Source organism: Gilvimarinus polysaccharolyticus (assembly GCF_001187555.1).
In the GTDB taxonomy this organism is placed as follows: domain Bacteria; phylum Pseudomonadota; class Gammaproteobacteria; order Pseudomonadales; family Cellvibrionaceae; genus Gilvimarinus; species Gilvimarinus polysaccharolyticus.
Window position 1 is genome coordinate 112,488 of sequence record NZ_LFIJ01000001.1, and the last position, 24,983, is coordinate 137,470.

14 protein-coding genes and 1 tRNA gene are annotated in these 24,983 nt (G+C 48.4%); 11 read left to right on the plus strand and 4 right to left on the minus strand.

Annotated elements, in window-relative coordinates:
• Positions 1-35 precede the first annotated feature (35 nt).
• Positions 36-3,728 carry a TonB-dependent receptor domain-containing protein gene (locus GILYN3_RS00415; protein WP_049721021.1) on the minus strand — a complete coding sequence of 1,231 codons (3,693 nt, stop codon included), beginning with the start codon at positions 3,726-3,728 and terminating at the stop codon, positions 36-38.
• Between the two features lie 450 nt (positions 3,729-4,178).
• Between GILYN3_RS00415 and GILYN3_RS00420 the strand changes: the two genes are divergently transcribed.
• From GILYN3_RS00420 to GILYN3_RS00435, 4 genes are all read left to right on the plus strand, one after another.
• The gene (locus GILYN3_RS00420) at positions 4,179-7,637 is read left to right on the plus strand and encodes a HEAT repeat domain-containing protein (protein WP_049721022.1); all 3,459 of its coding nucleotides are present in this window, start codon (positions 4,179-4,181) and stop codon (positions 7,635-7,637) included.
• A gap of 84 nt (positions 7,638-7,721) precedes the next feature.
• Positions 7,722-8,312 (plus strand): putative glycoside hydrolase, encoded by a 591-nt coding sequence (locus GILYN3_RS00425; RefSeq protein ID WP_049721023.1) that lies wholly within the window; start codon positions 7,722-7,724, stop codon positions 8,310-8,312.
• A gap of 29 nt (positions 8,313-8,341) precedes the next feature.
• Positions 8,342-9,040 (plus strand): 3-keto-disaccharide hydrolase, encoded by a 699-nt coding sequence (locus tag GILYN3_RS00430; protein WP_049721024.1) that lies wholly within the window; start codon positions 8,342-8,344, stop codon positions 9,038-9,040.
• A gap of 1 nt (position 9,041) precedes the next feature.
• Entirely contained in the window at positions 9,042-11,408 is a 2,367-nt protein-coding gene (locus GILYN3_RS00435) for a PVC-type heme-binding CxxCH protein (RefSeq protein ID WP_049721025.1), read from the plus strand.
• A 46-nt stretch (positions 11,409-11,454) separates the two neighbouring features.
• On the opposite strand, the gene GILYN3_RS00440 is transcribed toward GILYN3_RS00435, so the two are convergent.
• The gene (locus tag GILYN3_RS00440) at positions 11,455-13,785 is read right to left on the minus strand and encodes a beta-galactosidase (RefSeq protein ID WP_049721026.1); all 2,331 of its coding nucleotides are present in this window, start codon (positions 13,783-13,785) and stop codon (positions 11,455-11,457) included.
• A 406-nt stretch (positions 13,786-14,191) separates the two neighbouring features.
• On the opposite strand from GILYN3_RS00440, the gene GILYN3_RS00445 reads away from it, so the two are divergent.
• Positions 14,192-15,718, plus strand: a complete 1,527-nt coding sequence (locus tag GILYN3_RS00445; protein ID WP_084004971.1) for a carbohydrate-binding protein — start codon at positions 14,192-14,194, stop codon at positions 15,716-15,718.
• Between the two features lie 765 nt (positions 15,719-16,483).
• Here GILYN3_RS00445 and GILYN3_RS00450 read toward each other — a convergent pair.
• Positions 16,484-18,238, minus strand: coding sequence for a carbohydrate-binding protein (locus GILYN3_RS00450; protein WP_049721028.1), 1,755 nt, complete (start codon positions 18,236-18,238; stop codon positions 16,484-16,486).
• Positions 18,239-18,636: 398 nt separating this feature from the next.
• Between GILYN3_RS00450 and GILYN3_RS16410 the strand changes: the two genes are divergently transcribed.
• Positions 18,637-18,843 (plus strand): helix-turn-helix domain-containing protein, encoded by a 207-nt coding sequence (locus GILYN3_RS16410; protein WP_084004972.1) that lies wholly within the window; start codon positions 18,637-18,639, stop codon positions 18,841-18,843.
• 135 nt (positions 18,844-18,978) lie between these two features.
• On the opposite strand, the gene GILYN3_RS00455 is transcribed toward GILYN3_RS16410, so the two are convergent.
• A tRNA-Leu gene (locus GILYN3_RS00455) sits at positions 18,979-19,065 on the minus strand.
• A gap of 237 nt (positions 19,066-19,302) precedes the next feature.
• Between GILYN3_RS00455 and GILYN3_RS00460 the strand changes: the two genes are divergently transcribed.
• The 5 genes from GILYN3_RS00460 (at position 19,303) to GILYN3_RS00480 (ending at position 24,799) form a co-directional block, all read left to right on the plus strand.
• Positions 19,303-20,277 carry a hypothetical protein gene (locus GILYN3_RS00460; protein ID WP_049721029.1) on the plus strand — a complete coding sequence of 325 codons (975 nt, stop codon included), beginning with the start codon at positions 19,303-19,305 and terminating at the stop codon, positions 20,275-20,277.
• Between the two features lie 95 nt (positions 20,278-20,372).
• A complete protein-coding gene (locus GILYN3_RS00465; protein ID WP_049721030.1) occupies positions 20,373-20,972 on the plus strand; it encodes an HAD-IA family hydrolase in 600 nt (199 codons plus the stop codon).
• Between the two features lie 330 nt (positions 20,973-21,302).
• Positions 21,303-22,160 (plus strand): MOSC domain-containing protein, encoded by an 858-nt coding sequence (locus GILYN3_RS00470; RefSeq protein WP_049721031.1) that lies wholly within the window; start codon positions 21,303-21,305, stop codon positions 22,158-22,160.
• A 102-nt stretch (positions 22,161-22,262) separates the two neighbouring features.
• Positions 22,263-22,514 (plus strand): DUF1244 domain-containing protein, encoded by a 252-nt coding sequence (locus tag GILYN3_RS00475; RefSeq protein WP_049721032.1) that lies wholly within the window; start codon positions 22,263-22,265, stop codon positions 22,512-22,514.
• Positions 22,515-23,266: 752 nt separating this feature from the next.
• Positions 23,267-24,799 (plus strand): alpha-N-arabinofuranosidase, encoded by a 1,533-nt coding sequence (locus tag GILYN3_RS00480; RefSeq protein WP_049721033.1) that lies wholly within the window; start codon positions 23,267-23,269, stop codon positions 24,797-24,799.
• The last annotated feature ends 184 nt before the right edge of the window (positions 24,800-24,983 follow it).

Consider the following 24,983-nt stretch of genomic DNA (forward strand, 5'->3'; position numbering starts at 1 on the left):
AGAGCCTGCATCGTTCTCTATTGTTTTAGTTATTGTTAGAAGACCATGCGCAGGCCAAGGCGGAAAGTAGCGCCCACTTTGTATGCGCTTACGGTACGGTCGGTTGGCGCATCGCCGTCCAGCGGGTTGCCTTCTTCCATAGCTACATAGCTAATACTGCCATCTTCACCCACCTGCTGTTGTACTGGCAATTCGCGGTTGGTGTAGTAGGTCCGATACAACGCATCGGTCAAGTTAATCGCTTGAAAGGTTAGGTCCATACTGTCGTTAATTGCGTAGGTCGCAGATAGGTCCACGGTGTCTCGGCCTTCATTCCATAGAGAGCCCTGATACCAAGTCCGGCCGCTTTGTCCGGTATTCCAATCGTTGCCGACCAGCGAGTCCGATGAGCCGCGATAGCTCAAACGTACTTGGTGACCATCTTGCTCCCAGAATGCAGTCAGGTTGTAAGTGTGCTCTGGTGTATCTGCGACTGGGTAAGTAGGCAGTAGACGATCTGGGTCGATAGAGGAGAAGTCAGCTTCGTATTCACTGTCTTGATAAGTGTAGTTAGCTTGAACCCCTAAACCACTCAAAAAGTAACCGGGTAAGAAATCGTAGGTTTGTGAGTAACCTAATTCTATCCCGCGGATCTCTGCGCCTTTACCATTGATGATTTTATTGATGTTGTAAGTGTTGCACAGCTGCTCATAGTCGTCGGAGTGTGCCAGCGGACCGCCAAAACCAGACTGAGTGGTAAAGCGGATTGGCATACAGCTATCTAAGCCACTGTTAGCTTGTGATTCATCTGCTAATAAAACGAGATCGTCTGCATTGAAGGTGCCTTCAACCTCGCGGACATCGGTTATATAGGTTTGTGCGGTTTCCGTGTCGGTGAAGTTTTTCATGTCTTTGTAGAACAAAGCCATGCTAACCATAGAGGTATCATTAAAGTACCACTCTAAAGATAAATCTAGGTTCTGAGACTCCAACGGCTCTAGTTTGGTGTTGTACATCGTCACGTTACCTGGATTGGACGGTAATGTACCCCAATAAGTAGCCCAAAGTTCGTTGATGCGAAAGCCCGGACGTAACTCATCGATCTCTGGACGCGTCATGGTTTTAGATACGGCCATACGACCGATAATATCATCGGTAAACGCGTAGTTAAGATTTAAGCTAGGCAGTATGTTTTCATAGCTGTGGCTGTTCTCGGTGGCAAACGAACCAATAGATTTATTTTGCTGATTAAGTACGGTGTATTGGTCGATACTAGATGCATCAATGGTGCCATTCCACTCGATATTGGGAGAGGTCAGTGATGAATCCCAGCCGTTGTTGCGACTCGTGCTTACGTCGGCATAACGCCACAGGTTGTTCCAAGTGGGGCGGTAAGGGTATGTGTTTTGATCAAACCCTGGTTGCTGCGAATCAATCGACCACTGGGCGTAGACTGGATCGTGACAGGCGTCTTGTACCCCATCACCATTTGGGTCAAACATTGGCATGCGAGTCCAGGTGCTTGGGTCTGGGCCAGCGGATGTATCCCAACCTGTACCGTCAATACGAGAAAATTTGTTCTCATATGCGGGGATCTGGTCAAAGCGTTCTGCTGGATCATTGCTCCAGTTTGATGGGGTGGGGCATTCGGGTAGCGATGTGTCACGTAACTGTCTTAAGGTCAGAGATGAAAACTCTGATTCGTCAGCGTTATCAGGGAAGTCGTGATAGACCGCGCCCGAAGCTCCAATCGCCTCAACTTTTGTTTTGACATATCGAACCCCAATGTCACCTGTTAAGCGGTCATCAAGATAAGAGAAGTTAAATTTCAAATAGGCGGCCGATGAATCAAGAGTGGTTTCCCGGGTATTGCTTGGATCAACCGTGCGATATAGCTCTGGATCCGAGACAACCATGTTGTAGGCTTGCTCAACATCTATCGTCGCCCAGTTTAAACTGGCAAGTCCAAGGGAGCTTAAGAAGTCGTCGTAGGCCAAAGACTCACCACGCTGAATATCCACAGCGCGAATGTCAGATAAAGGCCCGCCAGGTATAGCGACTGGATTACCTTCTGAATCGTAAATAATTTCAGAGGTGGTGTTGGAGTTGTAGGTATAATTTTGCTGATCAACTAGCTTCTTACGCTGGCTAATCTTTCCACCAAATTCAATAGTGGTGATGCCCGCAAAGTCTAGGTCGTAGTCAAAGTCTAACTGAAAGTTGCTAATGGTATCTTCAACACTAACATCGGCTTCTGAGATATTACCTAAATGAAAGCTGTTTAAATCGGTGGGATTGAAGCCGGTGTAAACAATGTTGTCCTCACCGCCGTTCATCGGGTCTCCGGTTTCGGGGTCAGTATAGTTGAATAGGTTATCACCTAGATCAACATAGCTGCCACCATAAATGGGAGCACACAAATCGCCATTACAGTCAAAGCCTACGGGCTCAATGTCAGCACCTGTATTAAACAGTAAGTGAGTAGGTACTTGACGCCAGTTTTGCATATTGGTGTAGCGGCTGGGAAGGCTTTCAGATGTACTAGATGAGTAGCCAGCCATAGCGCTCATGCGGAAGTTATCACTAATATCTTGCTCTAACTTTAACGTTGCGCTGGCGTTTTCTTGTTCATTTCCGCCCACAGAACGACTAATATCACCTACGTTAAAGCGACCCAGTTGTTTTGTGAAGGTTAGGTTGTTTGTATCAACAGTCCACCAGTCTTCTTGAGGGTCAGTGAATGAGGCGACTTGATCAGCGTAATCATTATTCCAAGTCTCCCCTTCTATCAGGTTCGGGAAATCTGAGTTTCGGATTAGGAAGCTGTCTCGACTGGTTTCTGTGGTTTGATTTGCGTAAGTGGCATCAAACATTAATTCGGTAGAATCGGTCGGTGCCCATTGTAAGCCAAGTGTTGCACCATATCGCTCGCTTGAGTTGTCAAACAGTTCGTAGTTGATACCCGCTTGTTCGATGGCTCGAATACCAGAGATGATATTGCCGTTTTGATCACGTGCAATATTGACATCTTTTGCCTCGAAGTTTTGTACTCGATATTGATCTTTACGGTAGTCGTTAGTCTCGGTGTAAGCCGTTAATGCTAGCCCTAAGGTGTCGTCTAGAAACTTTTTGGTGCCCGCAAGTTGTAGCTTGTAGTTGTCTTTTTCGCTGAAGTCATTGTAGCGACCTTGGATGGTCGCGCTGAACTCATCAGTGGGTTTATCTAAGGGGCGCACAGTTACCAGATTAATGGTGGCACCCAAAGAGCCTTCGTCTTGATCGGCGCTAGGCGTTTTAATAACTTCCAGTTTCGATAATATGTCCGATGAATAAGCGCTCAAGTCAACGGCTTGGCTGAAGTCAGTAGAGGTGAGCTGCTGACCGTTTAAAGTGATGTTGTTTTGGTTTGCGCCGGCACCACGTACGGTGATTGTAGAGCCTTCACCATCTCGACTGACTACCGATACGCCAGTAACTCGACCCAGAGCATCCGCGATATTCTGATCGGTGTTTTTACCCATATCCTCCGCGTTGATGGTGTCCATGATTTGCTGGGAATCACGTTTGTTCTCTAGCGACCTTTGTAGTGCCCCGCGAATACCGGTTACAACAATCTCTTCTAGCATGTCGGGGCTAACTGAATCTGGATCGACATCGGTTGATTGCTGCGCAAATGAGCTCATGCCCTGCGTCGCGAGTATCGCGGCGGTTAAGGCAGTTAACTTAAAGCGAGTATTGGTTCTCGACATTGTGAACTTCTCCGTATTTGTAAATATTATTTTTATCTCTTCCGGCGCTAGAGCGGCGACCGGCTGCTTGAAACAAGAAGGTCGAAACTGAGCGAAGGCCCTACTTCAATATCCTCTTAGCCTAATATTCGTGCAAACATCATTCATTGTCAATAGAAAATTGTATACAATACAGGGGGTCGAAACCCTTGTTTTTTGCCAATAGATCGGTCAATTACAAAGCCAAATAAGAATATGCTTGGATATGATTTTCTTTTCTTAAATTGATGATTGTTGACAATTGTGTGGCTGTGTGCAAATGTGGATGGGAGAGAGTTGTCGCTTAAAAACGGTCTGGTGTTGCTGGGCTTGAGCTTACCCATAAAGTCCTGTCGACTATTCAATCCTTGATTAAAAATATAACTATATAAGCACTTGCACTAAATCGAGAATAATAAAGAGATAAGTATTATGAATTTACCCTTAGTGCGGATCCCCCCGTCGCTATTATCATTGCTGGTTATTGGCGCTTTAGCCGGTTGCGCTGATGATGAGCCGTTAAGCTCAGAGCCTAGTGCAGTCGTATTGCCAGCGGTTCAGCCCGAAGTTAAACAATTGGTGGTAAGTTCAGCTCAAGCTGATGCGCGGGCTAGCCAGCTGGAGCGTGACCTTGCGCCTAAGTTGGCCGATGGTATTGGCATTCGCCTGTGGGCAAGTGAGGCCTTGTTAGAAGACCCGGTGGCGCTCAGTATGGATAATCAGGGTAATGCATGGGTGGCCGTTACCAATCGAAGTAATAACTCTGAGTTTGATATTCGCGGTTGGCCACATTGGCATAGCGACACGTTGTCTTTTACCAGTGTAGATGATCGACGCACTTTTTTGCGGGATTATTTTGCCACCGAGAAAAATCTTGATGCGGAGTCGATGCCGGACCGGAATGGTGATGGCAAGCATGACTGGCGCGACCTGACGGTTGCCAAAGAGGCGATATTTAAAGTCTTTGATGGCGACGGCGATGGGCTGGCGGATACTTCACAGGTAGTGCTAGAAGATTTCTCATCCCTTGTCAGTGATGTCCTAGGTGGCGTTTATTACGATAATACCAGCGACTCCGTGTACTTAACGGTGGCCCCGAACGCTTGGCATGCCCAAGATACCAGTGGCGATGGCTACCTAGATGAAAAAACCTCGTTAGCAGAAGGCTTTGGGGTGCATATCGGCTTTAGCGGCCACAATATGTCTGGCGTGACCAAAGGTCCAGATGGGCGTCTTTATTACGGTGTTGGCGATATAGGAGCAACCATTACCGACGCGGCCGGCAAGCAATACAATCATGCTCATGAAGGCGTGATTGTGCGCAGCGAGCCAGACGGCAGTAATTTTGAGATATTTGCGACCGGTCTGCGCAATACCCACGAGTTTACTTTTGATAAGTACGGCAACTTGATTAGCTCGGATAACGACGGTGACCACGCCGGTGAGTTTGAGCGCTTGGTGTATTTGATTGATGGTTCAGATACCGGCTGGCGAACCCACTGGCAGTTTGGCAAATACACCGATCCGCAAAATAACACTTACAAAGTTTGGACGGACGAGGGCTATCATAAAGCTCGTTTTGCCGAGCAATCGGCGCTGATATTGCCGCCGATCAAACCCTTTTATAGTGGCCCTACCGGTATGGTCTACAACCCCGGCACGGCCCTCAATGAAGCCTGGCAGGATTATTTCTTTCTCGTGCAGTTTACCGGTACGCCAGGTAACTCGGGCATTAACGCATTTACTCTTGAGCCAGATGGTGCCGGCTTTAAGCTGGGGCAGGACAAACCCTTTATGCGTGGCATTCAAGGTACGGGGCTGGATGTGGGCCCAGATGGTGCGCTCTATACCGCCGATTGGGTTGATGGTTGGCAAATTAACGATACGGGGCGTATCTGGAGGCTGGATACTGACTCGCCTCATGCCAAGCGAGCGGAAACCCAACAGTTATTGCAGCAATCATTTAATCGTTTGTCGGCCGAACAATTGCTTACCTTTTTATCTCATGCCGATCAGCGCGTGCGCACAAAGGCGCAGTTTGAGCTGGTAGCGCAAGGCGACAGCCAAAGCTTAATAACCGCGCTGAGCAGCAAGCATCAGTTGGGCCGCATCCACGGGGTTTGGGGGCTGGGACAATTGGCTCGACAGCGGCCGGAGGTTGCGGAGCATTTATTGCCTTTGCTGCAAGACGTTGATGCAGAGGTTCGGGTGCAGGCCGCTAAAGTGCTGGGTGATACTCCATACCCAGCAGCAGAGCGTGCCCTACGCAGTAACCTAAAGCATCCCAATGCGCGAGTGCAGATGTTTGCCGCGCAGGCGTTAGGGCGTATTGGCGCAGTTGAATCGTTTAGTGCGATCGTGGCGATGCTGCAGGAAAATAATGATAGGGATGTATATCTGCGTCAGGCTGGAGCCATAGCTCTGGCGCGTTTAGGGCAAGAGCAAAAATTGATCGAGCTGGCCGGTCATCCGTCGGTGGCGGTCCGAGTAGCCGCCGTTATTGCATTAAATCGGTTGGCAAGCCCTGGCCTTGCGACATTTTTGCAAGATAACAATGAGTACGTGGTAACCAACGCAGCTCGTGCTATTAATGACGATGCGCTGATCCTGCCAGCGTTGCCCGCTTTAGCCGGCTTACTGTCTAGCCCGCCATTTACTAACGAGCCATTACTGCGCAGAGCCATAAACGCTAATGCGTTTATGGCCGATACGCAAAGTGCCCAGCGTCTGGTGGCGTTTGCGGCCGATGTCAGTTACCCCGCGGTTGTACGCGCCGAAGCACTCAATGCGTTAAGCGTTTGGCAAGCACCCTCGGTGTACGATCGGGTCAGTGGTATTTATCGGGGCGAGCGCAGCTCAGATACGGCCGAGGCGATACAGGCACTGCGACCGGAATATGCCGCGCTGCTTGCGGCACAAGAGCCCCAAGTTCGTGAGGCAGCCGCCAACGCTGTGGGCCGCTTAGGGATCCGCGATGCAGGTCAAGCATTGAGCGTATTGATGCAGTCAGACAGTCAGGCCAGTGTGCGTCGCGCGGCACTTGAAAGCTTACACCGTTTAACGTTCGAAAAGTTAACGGCTGCGGTATTTTTAGCGTTAAAGGATGATGCGGAGATCGTGCGACGCGCGGCATTAGGGTTGATTCCCGAGCTGACAATTGCAGTATCCGAGAAGGTACAAATGTACAAAATGCTACTGCAAAAAGGCACCTTTGGTGAGCGACAAGAAACTTATAGCTCGTTGGCCAAAATACAGGCCCCCGAGGCTGATGAGTTGATTGTGCAACGATTGCAGTTGTTGCTGGCAGGGGATATTGATCCAGAAGTGCAGTTAGAGTTGGTACAAGCGGCAAGTATTAGTCAAAGCGCGCAGGTGCAAACACTGTTGCAAACGTATCAGCAAAGTAAACCCGCTGGTGATACAACGGCGCAGTATATTGAAACCCTAAAAGGCGGCGATGCTCATATGGGCCGACTGTTTTTCTTTTATAACACCACAGCTCAGTGTGTTCGCTGCCATGTGTTGGGTGAATCTGGTTCGCCGGTGGGCCCCGAGTTAACCGATATCGGCAGTCGTTTAACCCGTTACCAATTACTAGAGGCAATGGTAGCTCCAGGGGCTCGGGTTGCCCCAGGCTTTGGTCGTACTACCGTCACACTCAAAAATGGTGCGGTAATTGAAGGGCACTTTAGTGCCGAGGCTCACGCCACTGTAAGTGTGACTACCGATACCGGCCAAAAGAAAATTATTCCACGCGAGGATATTGCAACGCAAAGCTTTTCTGGCTCTGGCATGCCGCCCATGGGGCTAATGTTAGAGAAAGAGAATGTTAGGGATATCGTCGAGTTTTTGGCGAGTCAAAAAGGACAAGCAAAGACGGTAGGTCATTAACTAACAGGGGGTGCACCATGAAAAACATAAAGCTACGGATGATTGCACTGGGGGTGCTCTGTTTTGCGCTAAACGCTTCTGGCAATGAGCCGCTTAGCCCTAATATTTTTTATGTCGATCAGGGGGGAGGGCGTTGCTCCCTGGGAATTGAGCTTACAGTATGGTCAGGTGGTGCTTGAAAACAAAGCCGGCGCAACGGTTAAAAATAGTTTGGTGGCGGAGCCTGCCACGCGGGATAAAGAAGGTGATGCCGTACGCTTTACTTGGAATAAGAAAAAGGTGCTAACGGAGTGGGGCAGCCAGAATGAAGCGGTGTCTACCGTCACTGTGATTAATAAGGCGGGTGCCATTGATTTGTCCGATGTTAAAAATCAGGTTGCACTGGTTGTTGACTTAAGGGTACTTAAGCGTCCCAAGGACCATGTAACGCTGTCGCTGGAAAGCAACTGGGATTGGGAAAGCCGGGCTTCTATAGCGTTAAAAAATGTTTTGCGTAAACTCCCTAAAAAACAATGGGTGAGCCTACCTCTACCTTTACAATGCTTTAAAGATGGGGATATTGACTTCACCCGTTTGACCTCTATGATGTTGTTGCATACAGACGGTAATCTTGAGTTGGAAATATCCGGCGCTAGACTTGCCGTTTTTCCTCCCGAGCAGGTTACTTGTAACTAAATCGGCAAGCACAATAATAAGGGTCAACTATGCGCTACACGCTACTCGCCACCGCACTGATGGGGGTGGCTGTAAGCCTACCTGTATCGGCAGAACCTATCGATATCACGCACGATCAAAACCTCTGGATGAATGTTTCGTCTTTTGGTGAGGCTCACTGGCTGGGCAATGAAATCCATTTGTTATCTTCGGACAATTGGTTTTTGTTAACCAAAAAACGCTATGGAGATTTCTCTCTGGAGCTGGAGGTTATCGTGCCAGAGGTCGATGGCGAGTTTATTAACTCGGGTATTATCTTTCGTGCACAAACCGAGTATTTGGCCGATATTGACAGTCAATTTGCCTATGGTTATCAGGCCGAGGTAGACCCCTCGGAACGCCGCTGGAGCGGCGGGCTGTATGAACAGGCCACGCCCAGACAGTGGTTGTTTCCGGTGCATCCAGAGCGATCGGCTCCCGGCGAACACTTAAAAGAAAACTACTCCCCCGAGTGGAGCGAAGAAAAAGCTGCGGCTTTTAAGGCAGGGCAATGGAACCACTACAAAATTAGCGCTCATGGTTCAGAGATAAAAATATGGGTTAACGAGGTGTTAACTACCCACGTGAAAGATACGCACCTTAGTGAGGGTTTTATCGGTATCCAGCACCATGGTAGTAAAGGCTTCGAGCAATCCGGTGATACGGCCTACACGGTTAAATTTCGCAATATTACCATCGATGAGCAGTAATATGAGCAAGGTATATGTGTTCGCATTGAGCTTAGCGTGGTTGGGGGCTTTACCCGCGTGGGCCGAAGACACCGATGCAAGTTTTAGTGGCGATCGTGATGGCCATGAAATGCGAGATGTGATTCCCAAACACGAGATCCCCGAAGCACCGATTCTAACGGTTAAGCAAGCTTTAAAAGGTTTTAGTGTGCAGCCCGGCTTTGTGGTCGAGCCGGTAGTGGTCGAGCCTAACGTGTTTAACCCTGTTGCCATGAGCTTTGATGCCAAAGGCCGCATGTGGGTAGCGGAGATGACCACTTACATGCCCGATGTGCACGGTAATGGAGAGCTAAAACCCGAAGGCAATATTGTTGTGTTGGAAGATGCCGATGGCGATGGCGCGGTAGATAAACGCACGATTTTTCTAAGCGATATCATCTTGCCGCGTACGATATCCCAAGTTAAAGGTGGAATTTTTTACGCCGATCAAAACTCGCTTTATTTTACCGAAGTGTTAGAGCGCGATGGTGAGCTGACACCTGGTACCCGCGAAGTTGTGGACGCTGATTACGCTGAAGGCGGAAACGTAGAACACAAGCCGAACACTATGCTTTATGGCATGGATGGCTGGTACTACAACGCTAAGAGTAACCGTAAATACCAAATCTTAGCGCTAGCGGCGAAGCTTCCGCTCGGTAGTGAAGAGATTTACCGCAATCGATACTGGAAGTTAGTGCGCGCCATTACTGACTATCGCGGTCAGTGGGGGCTGAGCATGGACGATTATGGGCGGCTGTATCACAACGGAAATAGCTCACCCATTCACGGTGAGTACCTATTGCCCGGATCATTACTTAAAAACCCGGGCTTCTGGCCCAATATGCCGGCTCACTCTATAGGTGATATTTATGTCTACCCAAGCCGCATGAATCCTGGTGTAAACCGCGGCTATATGGACGGAATGCTGGTAGCGGATGGGCCGAATCGTGGCAAGTTGGTGGGTTTTACTGCCGCCAGTGGTAGTTTGGTGTATCGCGGGAGTAATTTTCCTCAAAAGTTTTACGGTATGGGGCTAACGCCCGAGCCTGCGGCTAACTTAATTAGTGCGCGTTACATTGTGGAAGGTGAGGGTGAGTTAACTGGAAAGCCGGTATATCCCCAGCAAGAATTGTTGACTTCGCAAGATGAGCGTTTTCGTCCTGTTAATTTGTACAATGCTCCCGATGGCACCGTATATCTATTGGATATGTATCACGGTATTTTGCAGCATAAAGATTTTTTAACCAGTTATTTGGCCTCGCAGATTAAAGATCGTGAGCTAGATAAAAACAACAATACGATGGGCCGTATTTATCGCTTGCGCTGGCAAGAAAATGCGGCGGCTAAAGTGCCGGATTTAAACGGTTTAACAAATGCTGATTTACTACCGCTGCTTGCTCACCCTAATGCTTGGCAGCGCGATACTGCACGCCGATTACTCATTGAGCGCGGTGCGCAATCCAGTGCCCCGGATATTCGCTCTCTCATTAAGCAGTCGAAAAACCCGGTAGCGATAATTAATGGATTATGGACACTGTATGGTTTGGGCCAAGTGGATTTGGCTACAGTGAAAGCGTTCATTCCTGATAGTAATGACCAGGTCGCTATGGCGGCTGCCGCTGTTGGTGAGGTTTTGCCGGAAAAAGATCATAAGGCTTACCATGGACTATTGATGCAGCTAGCGCAATCTGGGTATCCCCGTGCATTGCAGGCGGCTATTTCGGTGTCGGCCATTGAGGGCGGTACAGATGTATCTAAGTTTGTACTAGAAACCTACCTCGACAAACCCTATATCCGCGAAGCTGTGATCAGTGGCTTGGGGCGCGATGCGAATGAATTTATAGCGCGGATTAATGGTGATTACCCAGATGCCGATGTGATGTATGCTTTAAATAATTTGGGGAAAAAGCGTCAAGATGCTACTAACTTTGAGCAGCTCTCAGAGACGGGTAAAGCTTTGTATAGCATTGGCAAAAAACTTTACAATGGCCGTACCGCCTGTGCCGGCTGCCACGGTGAACACGGCAATGGCGTACCTGGTCTTGGGCCCACTTTTTGGGATAGTCAGTGGCTAAATAACAAAGAGACTTTGGCCAAAGTATTGCTACATGGTCTAAGTGGATCAATTTGGGTTGGGCCGCATTATTGGAATACTCAGGCAGTAATGCCGGGCTTTGCTGCCCGCGCGGATATTAGCGATAAGGATTTGGCAGCGGTCGCCACCTATATTCGCAACAGTTGGGGTAATACTCTCGACTCCGAAGGAGCTTACACCGAAGAAGAGTTTGCTAAAATTCGGGCAAAAACTGCAGGACGGGCTACTCCGTATAAAGCAGAAAATTTTGAATAAGAGATAAAAAGACCCCGCTCGAAGGCGGGGTAAAGGCTGCTTATAGTTACTGGCCGTAGCGCTGCGGATAAAGGTTGTAGTTCACCTCTTTGGCGGCTTTAATCATCTCGGGGTAGGGGATGTCGGTTACCGTGACAAAACCAATGTTGGCATTTTCGCCATCAAAGGCGCGTCCGGTCACTGGCTCGTCTACGTACTGAAACCAATGTGCTCCCACCATATAGTCTTTCTCTAAAACGCTTTGCATATAATCTTTGTACATCCTAGCGCGATCTTTTTGACTGGCGGCGCTGACGATTCCCGGGTGATAATTGTCGGAGTCGGTGGTGGCGCCAATATGAAACTCACCAATCACTACCGGCAAATCGACTTCGGTTAAAAAGTCCCACTGGTGAGTTTGCATACCCTCTTCGTAAATATTAAAGCTGAGTACGTCACTGTATTTAACGGATGCTTTAATTATCTCGTCGGGCATCCCCCAGTTGGCCATACGTGCGCCCATGTACAGGTGATGCGGTAAGTATTCTTTAAGGGTTCCGTGCACCACTTTAAAGTACTGCTCACCGAGCGCCTCTAACAACTTTGATAAGTCGACCACTTGCGCATCCGAGTGCTGCTCTGTGCTGGCATTTTCGGCAAACTCGCTCCAGCTACTAAAGTCGGTATTCCAGGCGCGGTTTAACGCTTTAATGCTGGAGTATTGCGCTTGTAAACGCTCGGTAAACGCTTGCTTGGCTGGGCTTTGGTTTGCATTTTTACTCAGAGCATTGAGAATCACCCCATAGCGCTGCTCGACGCTGCCTTCGCGCTCGCCCCAGCTTTTTTCATTGTCGATAAAAATACCCACACACCAGGGCGATGCCTGTACGTCTTTGGCGATCACTTCTATAGTGGCACGGGCGCGCTCGGCAAAGACAGGGTCAAAAAAGTCGGGCATTAAGCCCCAGTGGTTGGTATGGCCCGACAGTGTCTGGTAGTCGCCAATAATCCAGCCGTTGGCAAAGTAGGGCACCTGTTGGTTGGGGTAAAACGCCGGGTCCACCCAGTTGCCAAAAGAAGTAAAGCCCCAGCTATTCATGCGGTCCAGTGTGACTTCTTCCCACTTGCGAACATAAGACTCGGGCTCGGTTTCGCCATAGCGGCGCTCTAGGTTGGCACGGTAAAAGCTGTAGGTTTCACCGTGAGGCACAGGCCCTTTATGGGTCGAGCGGCGGTAGCTGTAGTGATCGGCCAGCGAGTCGTCGTAGCTGGGTAGCCATTCAAACATATCGTGGCGGGTTTCGTTAATCACGTAGCGGGTCTCGCGTACCTCATCCGAAACTGTAACAATGCCCATAGAGTCTTCCGGCGTGACTTCATCGGCCTGAACCACACGCACGGATGGGTCTTTAAAATCCACCCCGGTGAGAGTCGTGAGGTTAGACATGCGCACATTGGCCGGGCCATGGGAGAAAAATAAATAACCTTCTGGGTCTACCATCCACCATTTTCCGTCGACTTTTTCGGTGCGGAAATAACCGGTGGCCTCAAGTTTGGGGCCGTCTTTGTAACCGCCAAAGCGCGATCGATCGCTGGGCCCCGGCTGCTCGGTCAGCTGTTGTAATTCGCGTTCGGCAATCGCTTTTAATTCGGCCTCGGATAATACTTTTAACGGTGAGTTCTTTTTGGCCGCCTGGCCGAAGCGATCCACCAGATTGCTCGCCCACTCGGCGCCGGCATCCGGGTTGGGGCGCAGAACAATATCGCCGATTTCCAGCGTACGGTCTTGCAATACGCCAATGGTGTAAAAAGAGATCTTGGTGATTTGGCTCATGTCCAGAGTTTGGTGCCAGGAGCGCCACACCATCTTCATTTCGTCGGTAGGCCAGGGCATGGGGTTGGCCCACATACCTTTATCAGTGGCGGCTTTTTCCCCCGTCAGCGGGAAAAACACCTTGCCTTGATAACCTTTGGGAATGCTTAATTCGCGCGACTGACTGGTGCCGTTTGCGTCGAACAGTTCGACGTAAAAGTGCGTGGATACCGGCGACAGGTTGTTAACCTCAAAGGCCAGATTGTAATTATCGAGCCCAGATAAGTCCCAGGGGGTGTTCGGCTCAATATTAAGTTTTGGCATATGGACTGAGGAGGGAAAGCGTATATTGAGCGCTGTGGTAGAGATGCTGGCGGTTGGCTTTAGTTCAGCCTGTTGAGCGGTAAGCCAACCTTGCTGTTGAGCACTGGAAAAATCGACCAAGGTTGTCGGTAATTGTTGTGGTTCGAGTTGCTCATTTATCAAGCGATCAGCATCGGATAAGCTGACGCTGTTGTTGCTAGTACAGGCGCTACCGAGCGCTGCGCTTATGGCAACCGCCAGCGCTAATGGTTTTAAGGTCATTTTTATTTCCTTTATCGACGATCGATTGAGACTTGTTGGTCGTTACTCTAAAGCTCTACTATCTTGCATTGTATACAATATACGATTTGTTGAGGTGAGTGCAAGGCTCCGGTCATCAGGCCTGTTTCAGTCATGGTTGCCCCTGTACCCGCACAGAGCGTAGCGTCTTTTGGCAATGTTGGGTTTGCTGCTTTGTGGGTAAGATCGTAGAGCGTTTTTAGGAAAGGCTAAAGCTTATTGAGCGTCTTGGTTGGGTTCAGATTACTTGCGTCCGATCTTGGTTAAGTGCGTAAATGCTCTCAGGCATTGAAGATTGTTGACAATCGGCGGGGTTTCGGGAATTATTGAGAGTGATAAGGAGCCTGACAATCAAGGCTCTAAAGACAACAATGCAAGAGGTTCTATAATGCTCCGTACTTATTTTCGCCCGATACGACAACCACACTCGCTGTTTCTTGTCGCGCTTTTGAGTGCGGGGCTTTACGGTTGCGGAGGAAGTGGCACCTCTGGGGGCTCCTCCTCCAGTGTCCAATCTCAGCAAAGCAGTAGCTCAAGCTTAACGGTTAGCAGTGCTTCCTCATCCAGTAGCGAAGGGGTGGCATCTTCGTTTAGCTCCTCTTCTAGCCGCCAGTCCTCCAGCAGCAGCGATGCTACTGGTGTTGATTGGGCCGATCTGCCAGTGCCGGCCGATGCCGGTGCCGGCAACACCTGGGAGTTGGTTGACGCCTTGTCGGACGATTTTAACTACAGTGCCCCTGGCGATGGTAAAAGCCAAGTTTTTTACGAGCGCTGGTCAGAGGGCTTTATTAATGCGTGGCAAGGGCCAGGACTGACGGATTATCACGATCCGAATTCGTCAGTGGTCGATGGCAATCTCGTTATCGAGGCCACTCGTAAGCCCAACTCCGATGAGGTTTACACCGGTGCAATCCACTCTAAAGCGAGCGTTCGGTATCCAGTGTATGTCGAAACTCGGGTTAAAATTATGGATCAGGTACTGGCTAACGCCGTATGGATGCTGAGCAGCGACTCCACTGAGGAGATTGATATTGTCGAAGCTTACGGCAGTAGTCGATCAGACCAAGCTTGGTTTGCCGAGCGTATGCACTTATCGCATCATGTGTTTATTCGCGATCCGTTTCAGGACTACCAACCCAAAGACGACGCGTCTTGGTATGTGGATGGCCGCTTGTGGCGCGATCAATTTAGCCGGGTTGGCATTTACTGGCGCGACCCATGGCACCTAGAATACTACATTGACGGGGAGTTGGTTCGCACCGTCTCTGGTGAGGAAATTATCGATCCGAAAGGCTACACCAACGGCGCGGGCTTGAGTAAAGATATGCAGATTATTGTGGACGCCGAAGACCAGGGCTGGCGCTCTGATAACGGCATCAAAGCCTCTGATGAAGAGCTTTCAGATCCCGATAAAAACCGGTTTTATGTTGACTGGATTCGGGTTTACAAGCCAGCCTCGACGACCCCCGGTGATAGTGATAACACCGCCTCAGAAACGGGTATAAGTGTGACTACCGATTTCGGTGCCTTTTTTGCTACAGGCAAAGAGGGCGACACTGTCGTCGAGGACACTGTCGACGGTTTTAATGCCGCCGATGGTAATATCACCCATAACACTCTGGGTGATTGGGGGGAATACACCATCAACATTCCCGAAGACGGCGACTATCGGTTAGAGATTGATGTGGCATCCCCCACCGAATCGGGTCTGGCGGCGAATATTATGATCGACGATACCGATGTCGGACAGATTGCCATCAGCACCACTGGAAGCTGGGAGGTCTACGATACCTTCAGCCTTGATACTCCAGTCACACTCACCGCAGGCACCCACACTCTCAGGGTTCAGAGCGCCGGGATCGCTACTTGGCAATGGAATGGCGACGTTATTCGGTTTCTTCAACTCAGTGAATAGGCACACTCTTTTTTAGTACACACAAGTAAAAAGATACCAAGAAAAGGGCGCCATGCCCTGCGGGGCCAGCCTGAAAGCCTGAGTACGTATGGAAATTTTCAACAGCTTGCTAGGGTTTAAAGCGGCTCTCAATAAGACTGTTGTGTTAGCCTATCTGCAATGAACCTTCTGTCTACTGACTACCGCTACACATTCTTTGGGTAGGTACCCGCGGAACGCATTACTCGTGCCTTATATGGCGAACAATTTTGGTATGGCATTAAACACGAATGGAAATAAAGCGATCGCAACTATGGCGCCCTCGAGAGCTGGAAATAAAAAACGTTAGTATTATTGACAGTGGTACGCTGTATCGTTGAGCGATTGATAAAAACGCCAGGCGTTGAGGGCATTAGGCGAGGAAAAATAAAAGATGTGCTATCCCCAAAAGGACTTTGGCGTGGGCTTGATCACATTGAGAAGGTCGTATTAAGCTGAATGACATGGTTCAATAGGAAGCGATTGCTTATCCCATTGATGATTGGCCTTCAACAGAGCATAAATTGATGCATTATCAACCGTCCGAGTTCAGTAGAGCCGCATAGGTTAGATAAGGCTACCTACGATTAGCTCAGGACGATTCATTTAAAAACCGAATATTGATCAATGTTCTTTTTGGTGCCGCGTATCTTTCGCACAGCAAAACTCCGGGGCTTAAATGGATTTCGGTGTCCGCTTGCTGAATTTAGAATCGATGCGACCTTATCGGTCGCATCGATTGGTTAACTATTGCGGTGTAAAGGCAAAGCGGTCGGCGTTCCACTCCCAAGTGTTGGAGGTGTTGCCGGAGCTGGTTACTCTTAGGGTGTGAGTTCCTGCGGGTAAGACCACACCGCCGCTAGCGCTCACTTCGGCAAAAGTGTTCCAGCCACCGGTTGAGGGTACGTCTAAGCTTACCAACGCGCTGCCGTTTAGCGTTAGCGTCATAGCTGCACCACTTTCGGGGGTGGCGACAAAGGCGCTTACGTTGTAGTTGCCTGCCACAGGCACCGACAGAGAATACTCGGCGTAATCCCCACGCTGGTTGTAGTTGGTAGCCGTGATACCACTTTGGGTATAGGTTTGAAAACCGCCGTATGGGCCGCCAGTGTTGTTAAAGCTTTCGGCTTCCAGGCTGATCGCTTCGGTGGGAGTAGGCGCGGTTGTTTGATTGTTACTTGAGCCTTCGCCCATTTTAACCATGCGGATTGCCTCGCCGTTCCATTGCCACTGCGAGCTGCCTGCGCTTTGCACGCGCAGAGTGTGGGTGCCGGCACCTATGTTGATGGTATTGGCAAGGCTAAAGGTTTGATAGCTCTCCCAACCGCCAGTTTGCGAGATAGCAACCGTGCCGACAAACACACCATCGATGCTGATGTCGGCCCCGAGGCCTGAGCTCACGGTGGAGGCAGTGTCCAGCTCCAGGCGGTACTCACCGTCTTCGGGCAGATTAATGCTGTACTCGGCCCAATCGCCTACGGTGTTGTAGTTGATGTTGCCGTTACCCGACGGGTTAAAGCCATTAAAGCTGTCGCCGGCGACAGCGCTGCCGTCTTTGCCGGTGGCAAAAAAGTTATCAAAGTCGACACTACTGGTAATGTCGTTACCGCCGCCACCATTGCTGTTTGGCACCGGCTTATAAACGCGAATCCAATCCACATAAAACTGGTTTTTGCTGTTGTCGGCCAGCTCGGTATCGGTTGCGACAATACCGTTATCCGAGCGCCAGTCCTGATCTTCGGCGTCCACAATAATTTGCATGGGTTTACTTAAGCCGTTGCCGTTGGTGTAACCGTAGGGGTCAATCATGTCTACACCAGTAACAGTGCGTACCAATTCGCCATCGATGTAGTACTCCAAGTGCCACGGATCGCGCCAGTAAACCCCAACCCGACTGTACTGATCTCGCCACAGGCGGCCATCGGCGTACCAGGCACCCACGTCCTTGGGTTGGTAATCTTGAAAGGGGTCGCGAATAAACACGTGATGGGCCAAGTGCATGCGCTCGGCAAACCAGGTTTGATCGGGGCGACTGCTGCCGTAAGCCTCGACTATGTCGATCTCTTCGGTAGAGTCGCTGCTCAGCATCCATACAGCGTTAGCCAACACCTGATCCATAATTTTACTGCTGGTTTCGATGTACACAGGGTATTGGATACTGTCGTTGGTGTGCACGGCACCGGTGTACACCTGGTTGGTGCCGGGTTTACGAGTGGCTTGAATCACCAGTTCGCCATTTTCAACCCGTGAGTTGGGGTTGTGGTAGTCGGTAAGACCAGGGCCTTGCCACGCATTAATAAAGCCCTCTGACCAGCGATCGTAAAACGCTGAGCTTTTACCATTTGCCGGGGCCGAATAGTTAAAATCGTCAGATACGTTGCTTTGCAGCTGCCACGTGTTCCCGCTGCCGGCATTGGCGGGGACAGGCAAGTCGTCCCAATCGGCCGCTAACGATGAGCTGCTTAGCAACAGGGCGGCTAGAGTACTGATGGAGTGTTTCATATCGTGCCTCAAGTTAGATTATTTTTATGGGGGACAGGAATTTACCGTCTCTCGAATTGTATATCATAGATTGTATGCAATATGAGGGAGGTTGGTCGTTTTGTGCTCTGATACTCAAAATTAAACGTAAAGCCTGTGTCTATGCGATGTGGTTGATCACCAACCTCGTAAATGAAGAGGTATCTATAAGTTTTGTAGGCTAGCTAGAAGGATGAGGTGTTGGTGTATGCGTCTTTGGCAGCGCCAAAAGCAAATATGTCTGGTCTTTGTCGGCTGGAAATTAAACGACCAAAGGTGGTGGCAACTTTCGGTTTATAGAGCTCAAGTGCTGCTAAAAAGCCAGTGAGGAACATCTTCGTTTTTTTATCTGAAATCACTTGTGCCAATGATGCAGTGAGATTGGTTTTAATCGCAACGTAATAGCTTTGTTCTATAAAGAAACGGCTCAGCGTATTGAGTTGGACGCGACCGATAAGCTTTGCGATTTATTTGATTGTGATGTAGCTGGTTTATTGGGGCTGGGGAAGTTAAAACGCTGCAAGAGTTTGCGGTTATGTGTGGCAGTTATAGGGGCAGATATTTGTACATTTTTACGTCGTGTCTGAGTCTCATCGATAGACTAATGAAAGTGGGCGCCGTTTGGGAGTAAGTTGGGTGTCGGCACAAAAAAGGTGAAATACTTGCTATAAGTATTTCACCTTTTAATAAAGTTATTGTCAATAAAAACAATAACTTATATTTGGTGCCCAGAAGAGGACTTGAACCTCCACGCCCTTGCGAGCACTAGCACCTGAAGCTAGCGTGTCTACCAATTTCACCATCTGGGCAGAGCTTTATGACCTAGGTCAAAAGCTAAGGACGCGCATATTAGTAGGCGGTTGTTGGCTTGTCAATGCTGGGGCGAAGAAAATCCTTAAATTGTATAAAGCTTGCTCAGGTAGGGCTTTGGTCTATTATTGATGTTAGAGGGGGAAATACGCAGACTGCCGAAAGATGTCTTGGTTGGCGCCCCGTTGCTTGATAAAAGTCTGTTTGCGCTTTACATAAGCTAGGGTACGTCTCTAATGAAGCTTCATGCTGGCCTTGTAGTGATAAAGAGTATATTTAAAGTTAGTATCCCATATGTTGACCGCCGAAAATATATTTTTGCTGTGTTAGCTTTTGTCGCTGTATGGCTGGAGGGGGTTCAAGCCGTTGAAGTTGCTTCCGCCTCTACGTCATCATTGGCGCCAGCTGCCGATGTGTTGCGTATACGTCATCCTCACAATAAAGCTGCGGATGCGGTTTACGCTCATCGGCATGCTTATTTAGTGGCGCTGCTGGAGTTGGCGCTTGTACATTCCGGCCAGCGCTATGAGTTAGAGCCTGTGACGATTCAAACGTTAACAGGGACACGCAATGGCCGTAATTTACTATCGGGCTATTACGATGTGAATTGGCTGCATACCAATATATCGCGTGAACAAGATTTATTGCCTATTCGGATTCCATTGTTTAAGGGGATAACGGGTTGGCGTATTTTTTTGATTGACGGTGATGATCAGGCACGTTTTTCGGCCGTTGATGATGTGACACAGCTGAAGGCATTAAAGGCGGGTTTAGGGCACGACTGGCCCGATACATCGTTAATGGCATCATATGGTTTTACGATACAAACATCGGTCAGTCGTGACAGTTTAATGAATATGTTGGCTGCGCAGCGGGTTGATTATTTTCCGCGTTCGGTGACCGAAGCATTTGAAGAGCTCGACATGTATCAGTATGAAAATATTAGGGTCGAAAAGAGTTTGGCATTGATGTATCCAACGGCGTATTATTTTTTTGTTGCACCTAATAATCAACATTTGGCTGACGTTCTGACTGCTGGGCTTGAGTCTGCGATCGTTAATGGGGACTTTGATGATTTGTTTGAACGTTTTTATGGCGACTCGATTACACGGGCACAATTGTCCAGCCGGAGAGTTTTTACCTTAAATAACCCACTATTATCCCACGATACGCCGCTCGAACGAAAAGAATTATGGATTGCACCACCTTAATGTAATGCCTGTAGTGTGTTTAGATATAATTTCAAAGAGCGCAGAGGCAATTTTTTAGTATCTACGATTCACCTTCGAGCTAAGTAGGTAACCCATTGTACGATCAGTATCAGGCTATCATATTTGATATGGATGGCACCTTAATCGATAGTGGCCAGTTGCACGAAGTGGCATGGATAGAGACACTTAACAAGTTTTCTATTCCTATTGATCGGCCTTTCATGCGCTCGCTTGCCGGTGTACCAACAAAAGGGACGGTTGAGATCTTACTTAAGCAGTTTGATTGCTTGACCATGGCATCGGTAGATGCGATCAGTGATTTTAAAGAGGTGATAGTACGAGATAAAGTCAATCAGTACGTTAAGCCTACGGCTTTGGTCCAATTGGCCGAGCACTACTATGGCAAAAAGCCGATGTGCATCGGTACGGGTTCTGGCACAGATGAAGCTAAAAGTATTATCGAACAGTGTCAAATAAGTTATTTAATCGATCATGTGGTGGGCGCAGATTTAGTGTCGGCCCCTAAACCCGCACCAGATACGTTTTTACTGTGTGCTGAATTAATGGACGTTGCTCCAGAGCACTGCGTAGTATTTGAAGATGCGAAATTAGGATTTGAAGCCGCACGCCATGCGGGTATGGCTGTGGTCGATGTGCTGGATGTGTTCGGAATTGAGAACGACTATTTTTTATAGTTTCTGATGAGTGCAGGGCGCTTAAGTTAAATATTCAAAAAACCGGTGTGGTTGTTGCGTCTACTGAAGAATTATTCTTGAGCCAGCTTGGATGCCTCACCTTTCAGCTAATCTGCAGTGACCTTATGCCCCCTCCTGTTGTTATTAATGCGTCAAGACGCTCCATTTTGTTAAGGCTAACACGGAAAAATCATCGTTAATGGTTTGGCTGCGATAAGTTTATCGTCATTAAGCAAATTCAGGACTTATATGGGGTATTTAACCTATTTTCTTTTTTGACGTAACACGCTTGAATAGGAGTACAAGTTACCTACATATTGGGAGCAAGCTGTGCAGAAAGTAGGAACAGTTAAAGAAATTTGGCGTTACCCTGTAAAAGGTATGGCTGGTGAATTACTTGCTCAGTGCGAAATTGGCCCCAATGGTATTGTGGGTGATCGAGTGTGGGCGTTGCGTGATACAAAGCGTCAAGAGATACAAAGCTGTAAATTTAGGCCTGAATTACTACAGTGCACAGCAAAGCTTTTGCAAGACGGTAGTGTGAGTATGGCATTTCCCAATGGCGATGTTGTGACGAGTGATCATTTGCACGTTGCTTCGATATTGTCAGATTTAGTGGGGCACGAATCTACACTTGAAACACTCAGGCCTTTGAGTAAAGCGCCTGAAGATCTGGATTATTATCGTCGTTATAAGCCCAATAATCATAGTTGGCTTGAGGAGCTAAAAGATACATTTAGTCGTGAATCGGGCGAGCCGCTGCCAGATTTCAGTCAAATGCCGCAACAAATGCAGGATTTTGTCACTGTACCGGGTACTTTCTTTTTAGTTTCACCGTTTCATCTTATTACGACGGCTTCGTTGCGCTATTTAAAGAGCAAGCTACCCACAGCAGACTGGGACGTGCGTCGTTTTCGTCCCAATATTGTTATTCAGGCCGCGGAGGGTGAGGCAAGCTTACTGGAGCAGAGCTGGCTTGAGCGGCAGCTGATGATTGCAGACGTACCTATCGATTGTGCCGCTGCGGCTCCTCGTTGCGGCGCGATTACTCGAAAACAACAAGGGCTTATCTTTGATAAATCTATGCTACGCAGTGTTGTGAGCGAGGCCGAGCAAAACTTAGGGGTTTATGGCGCGGTTCGTGAGCAAGGTGAGATTAATGTTGGCGACACGGTGTACCTTAAATAACGGTTCGCCAGATAAGAGTTTGTGGGTTTATAGCAGTGCTTCACTATTTGTTGTACGGCGAATAGAATAAGCAGTTTAAATAAGCATTGTATTGGAGTTGTAATGAACCAACAGACGCAAACTGAAATAGAAGCTGCGGCCTTTCGCCGCTTAGTCGATCACTTGGATAGCCGTAAAGACGTCCAAAATATTGATTTAATGGATTTAGCCGGTTTTTGTCGTAACTGTTTGAGTCGCTGGTATCAAGAGGCTGCCGAAGCGCGTGGTGTAACCGTAGACAAAGAGAGCGCGCGTGAAGTTGTGTACAAAATGCCACACGAGCAATGGAAAGAAAAATACCAAACACCTCGTTAGTTTTCTCACGGTTATGGCTGGCATACTTAGGCGTGTATAGCGATAACCACCGTTATCTTCAAGAATACGTGAATTGCGTCTTTAATGTTCGCTCAGGTATCGTAATGAAAGATTCCCCCTAAGCAATCCGTCAAACTTAATAGCAGTCCAAACCTTACCTTGGTAAATGAAATAACCGTGGCAGATCTAAAGCTGCTGTCGATATAGTCCAGTAGTAAACTCTTGGCAATTCTCGCTGAAATCGTAGAAAAATAATGGACTAAGTCAGTCTGCTCATACCCATAAGTTACCTTGTGTTATGTGAATGGACTGTGAAAAATGCGTCTGCTCAAAGGCTGTAGTAAATACTCGGGTTTACTGAGCTTACACTAGCGGGTAGAGCGGGCTGGTAGCGCTATTCGGGGTGGCAGCTTGATGCAAGCTTGAATTCCTTAAGCTGTCTCGTGCTGACTGTTTAGTCGTGTTGGTGAGGGGTGTTATCGGTTACACTCTCACGTCGATAATCTGTATTTCTTGGCGGTAGGCTGGAAAACGGCTTGTCTCTGGTGTTGACGGTCGCCAGTGAGGGGGGAACGACGATTTGGGCAGTGCTTAGTGCATTCTCTAGGTTGAAGCGTCGTGTTTAAGTGCTTATAGCTGCGAGCTGAACAAGAGAGCTAATATTTTACAAGTATTCACTATGTTGTGTATTGCTATAGAGCGACAAAAGCACCTTTAAAAAGCGCCATAATTAAAAAAATAAGGAGAAAACAATGAAGTTAAAAACCCTAATAGCAATAGGTTTGCTGTGCACAGGCACTCAGTTGGGCGCAAAAACCTTAAATGTCGATATCGACATTCGTGCCGATCAAGCCGGGCCGATAATCAACAAAGATATCTACGGTCAGTTTGCCGAGCATTTAGGTCGCGGTATTTACGAGGGCGTGTGGGTGGGCGAGGATTCCAGTATCGCTAATACCCGTGGTTTTCGTACCGATGTGTTAGAGGCGTTGCGTGCGATTAAAGTACCATTGGTGCGTTGGCCCGGGGGCTGTTTTGCCGATGAGTATCACTGGCGTGAGGGCATTGGCCGCCGTGAAGATCGTCCGACTAAAGTTAATACTCATTGGGGCGGCGTCGAAGAGCCCAATTCATTTGGTACCCATGAATTTTTTGAATTTGTCGAACTGCTAGGTGCGGATGCCTACGTTAATGGCAATTTGGGAAGTGGAACGGTCAAAGAAATGGCCGAGTGGATGGAGTATATGACTGGCGATAAAGGCTCGACACTTGCCAGCGAGCGACGTGCTAATGGCCGTGAAGAGCCCTTTGATATCGCCTATTTTGGGATTGGTAACGAAGCCTGGGGTTGCGGCGGCAATATGCGTCCTGAGTACTACGCCGACTTGTACCGTCAATATGCCACTTTCTTAAAAACACCACATGGTAAACGCCCCAAATTTGTGGCTAGTGGTGGCCATACTGAAGATACCCGCTGGACTGATGTGTTGAGCAAAAACATTGAGTCCAATATCGATGGAATTAGTTATCATTTTTACACTTTGCCCAACAGTGATTGGGATAATAAAGGCAGGGCGATTAAGTTCAGTGAGCAAGAGTGGTTTAACACCATGGAACGTACTTACAGGATGGAAAAGTACATTCGCGCTAACGTTGCTAAGCTGGAAGAGAACGATCCCGAAGGTAATATCGGGCTGTATGTCGATGAGTGGGGCACTTGGTACGACCCAGAACCTGAGCGTGATCCTGGTTTTTTGTATCAGCAAAACACCTTGCGTGATGCGGTGGTAACGGCGGTGAATTTTAATATTTTTCACCAGCATGCCGAGCGGGTCACTATGACCAATATCGCGCAAATGGTTAACGTGTTACAGGCGATGATTTTAACCGACAAAGAAAAAATGGTACTCACGCCCACCTATCACACTTACGGTATGTACAAAGTGTTTCAGGACTCTACCAGTGTTAAGTTTAGTCTGAAAACCGATAAGTATAAAAAAGATGGAAAAACCGTTCCCAGTGTTACGGCCTCAGTAGCACGAGGAAAAGACGGCAAGCTGTATTTAGCCTTGGTTAATTTAGACCCACTGAATGATGCGGCAATTGATTTGAACGTAACTGGCGCTAAGGTGAGCCGGGCGATTGGTCAGATACTGACGGCGAAAGCGATGGATGCGCGCAACACTTTTGATAACCCAGAAGCAATTACACCAACAGCGTTTTCATCTGACTTAGACGATCTGACGATCCCAGCAAAATCAGTCGTGGTGGTGGAGTTAAAATAAGTTTGTTGTATTAGTAGACGTAAACCCCCGTACAGAGTTTGGTTGTGCGGGGGGCGCAATCGATTGGAAAATGTATGATGCGATCGGTTGGGTTTATAGGCAAGAACTGTAGCGCTTTTAAGGTTGATAAAATCGATACAGATAAACTTTTTATGTGCAATTATTTTTACCTTGTACGAGGCTA

What these genes read in the sequence shown, in the direction of transcription:
- GILYN3_RS00415 (WP_049721021.1), bottom strand. Translation starts at nt 3,728, where the DNA reads ATGTCGAGAACCAATACTCGCTTTAAGTTAACTGCCTTAACCGCCGCG.
- GILYN3_RS00460 (WP_049721029.1), top strand. Translation starts at nt 19,303, where the DNA reads ATGAAGCTTCATGCTGGCCTTGTAGTGATAAAGAGTATATTTAAAGTT.
- GILYN3_RS00420 (WP_049721022.1), top strand. Translation starts at nt 4,179, where the DNA reads ATGAATTTACCCTTAGTGCGGATCCCCCCGTCGCTATTATCATTGCTG.
- GILYN3_RS00450 (WP_049721028.1), bottom strand. Translation starts at nt 18,238, where the DNA reads ATGAAACACTCCATCAGTACTCTAGCCGCCCTGTTGCTAAGCAGCTCA.
- GILYN3_RS00475 (WP_049721032.1), top strand. Translation starts at nt 22,263, where the DNA reads ATGAACCAACAGACGCAAACTGAAATAGAAGCTGCGGCCTTTCGCCGC.
- GILYN3_RS00480 (WP_049721033.1), top strand. Translation starts at nt 23,267, where the DNA reads ATGAAGTTAAAAACCCTAATAGCAATAGGTTTGCTGTGCACAGGCACT.
- GILYN3_RS00440 (WP_049721026.1), bottom strand. Translation starts at nt 13,785, where the DNA reads ATGACCTTAAAACCATTAGCGCTGGCGGTTGCCATAAGCGCAGCGCTC.
- GILYN3_RS00425 (WP_049721023.1), top strand. Translation starts at nt 7,722, where the DNA reads ATGAGCCGCTTAGCCCTAATATTTTTTATGTCGATCAGGGGGGAGGGC.
- GILYN3_RS00435 (WP_049721025.1), top strand. Translation starts at nt 9,042, where the DNA reads ATGAGCAAGGTATATGTGTTCGCATTGAGCTTAGCGTGGTTGGGGGCT.
- GILYN3_RS00430 (WP_049721024.1), top strand. Translation starts at nt 8,342, where the DNA reads ATGCGCTACACGCTACTCGCCACCGCACTGATGGGGGTGGCTGTAAGC.
- GILYN3_RS00445 (WP_084004971.1), top strand. Translation starts at nt 14,192, where the DNA reads ATGCTCCGTACTTATTTTCGCCCGATACGACAACCACACTCGCTGTTT.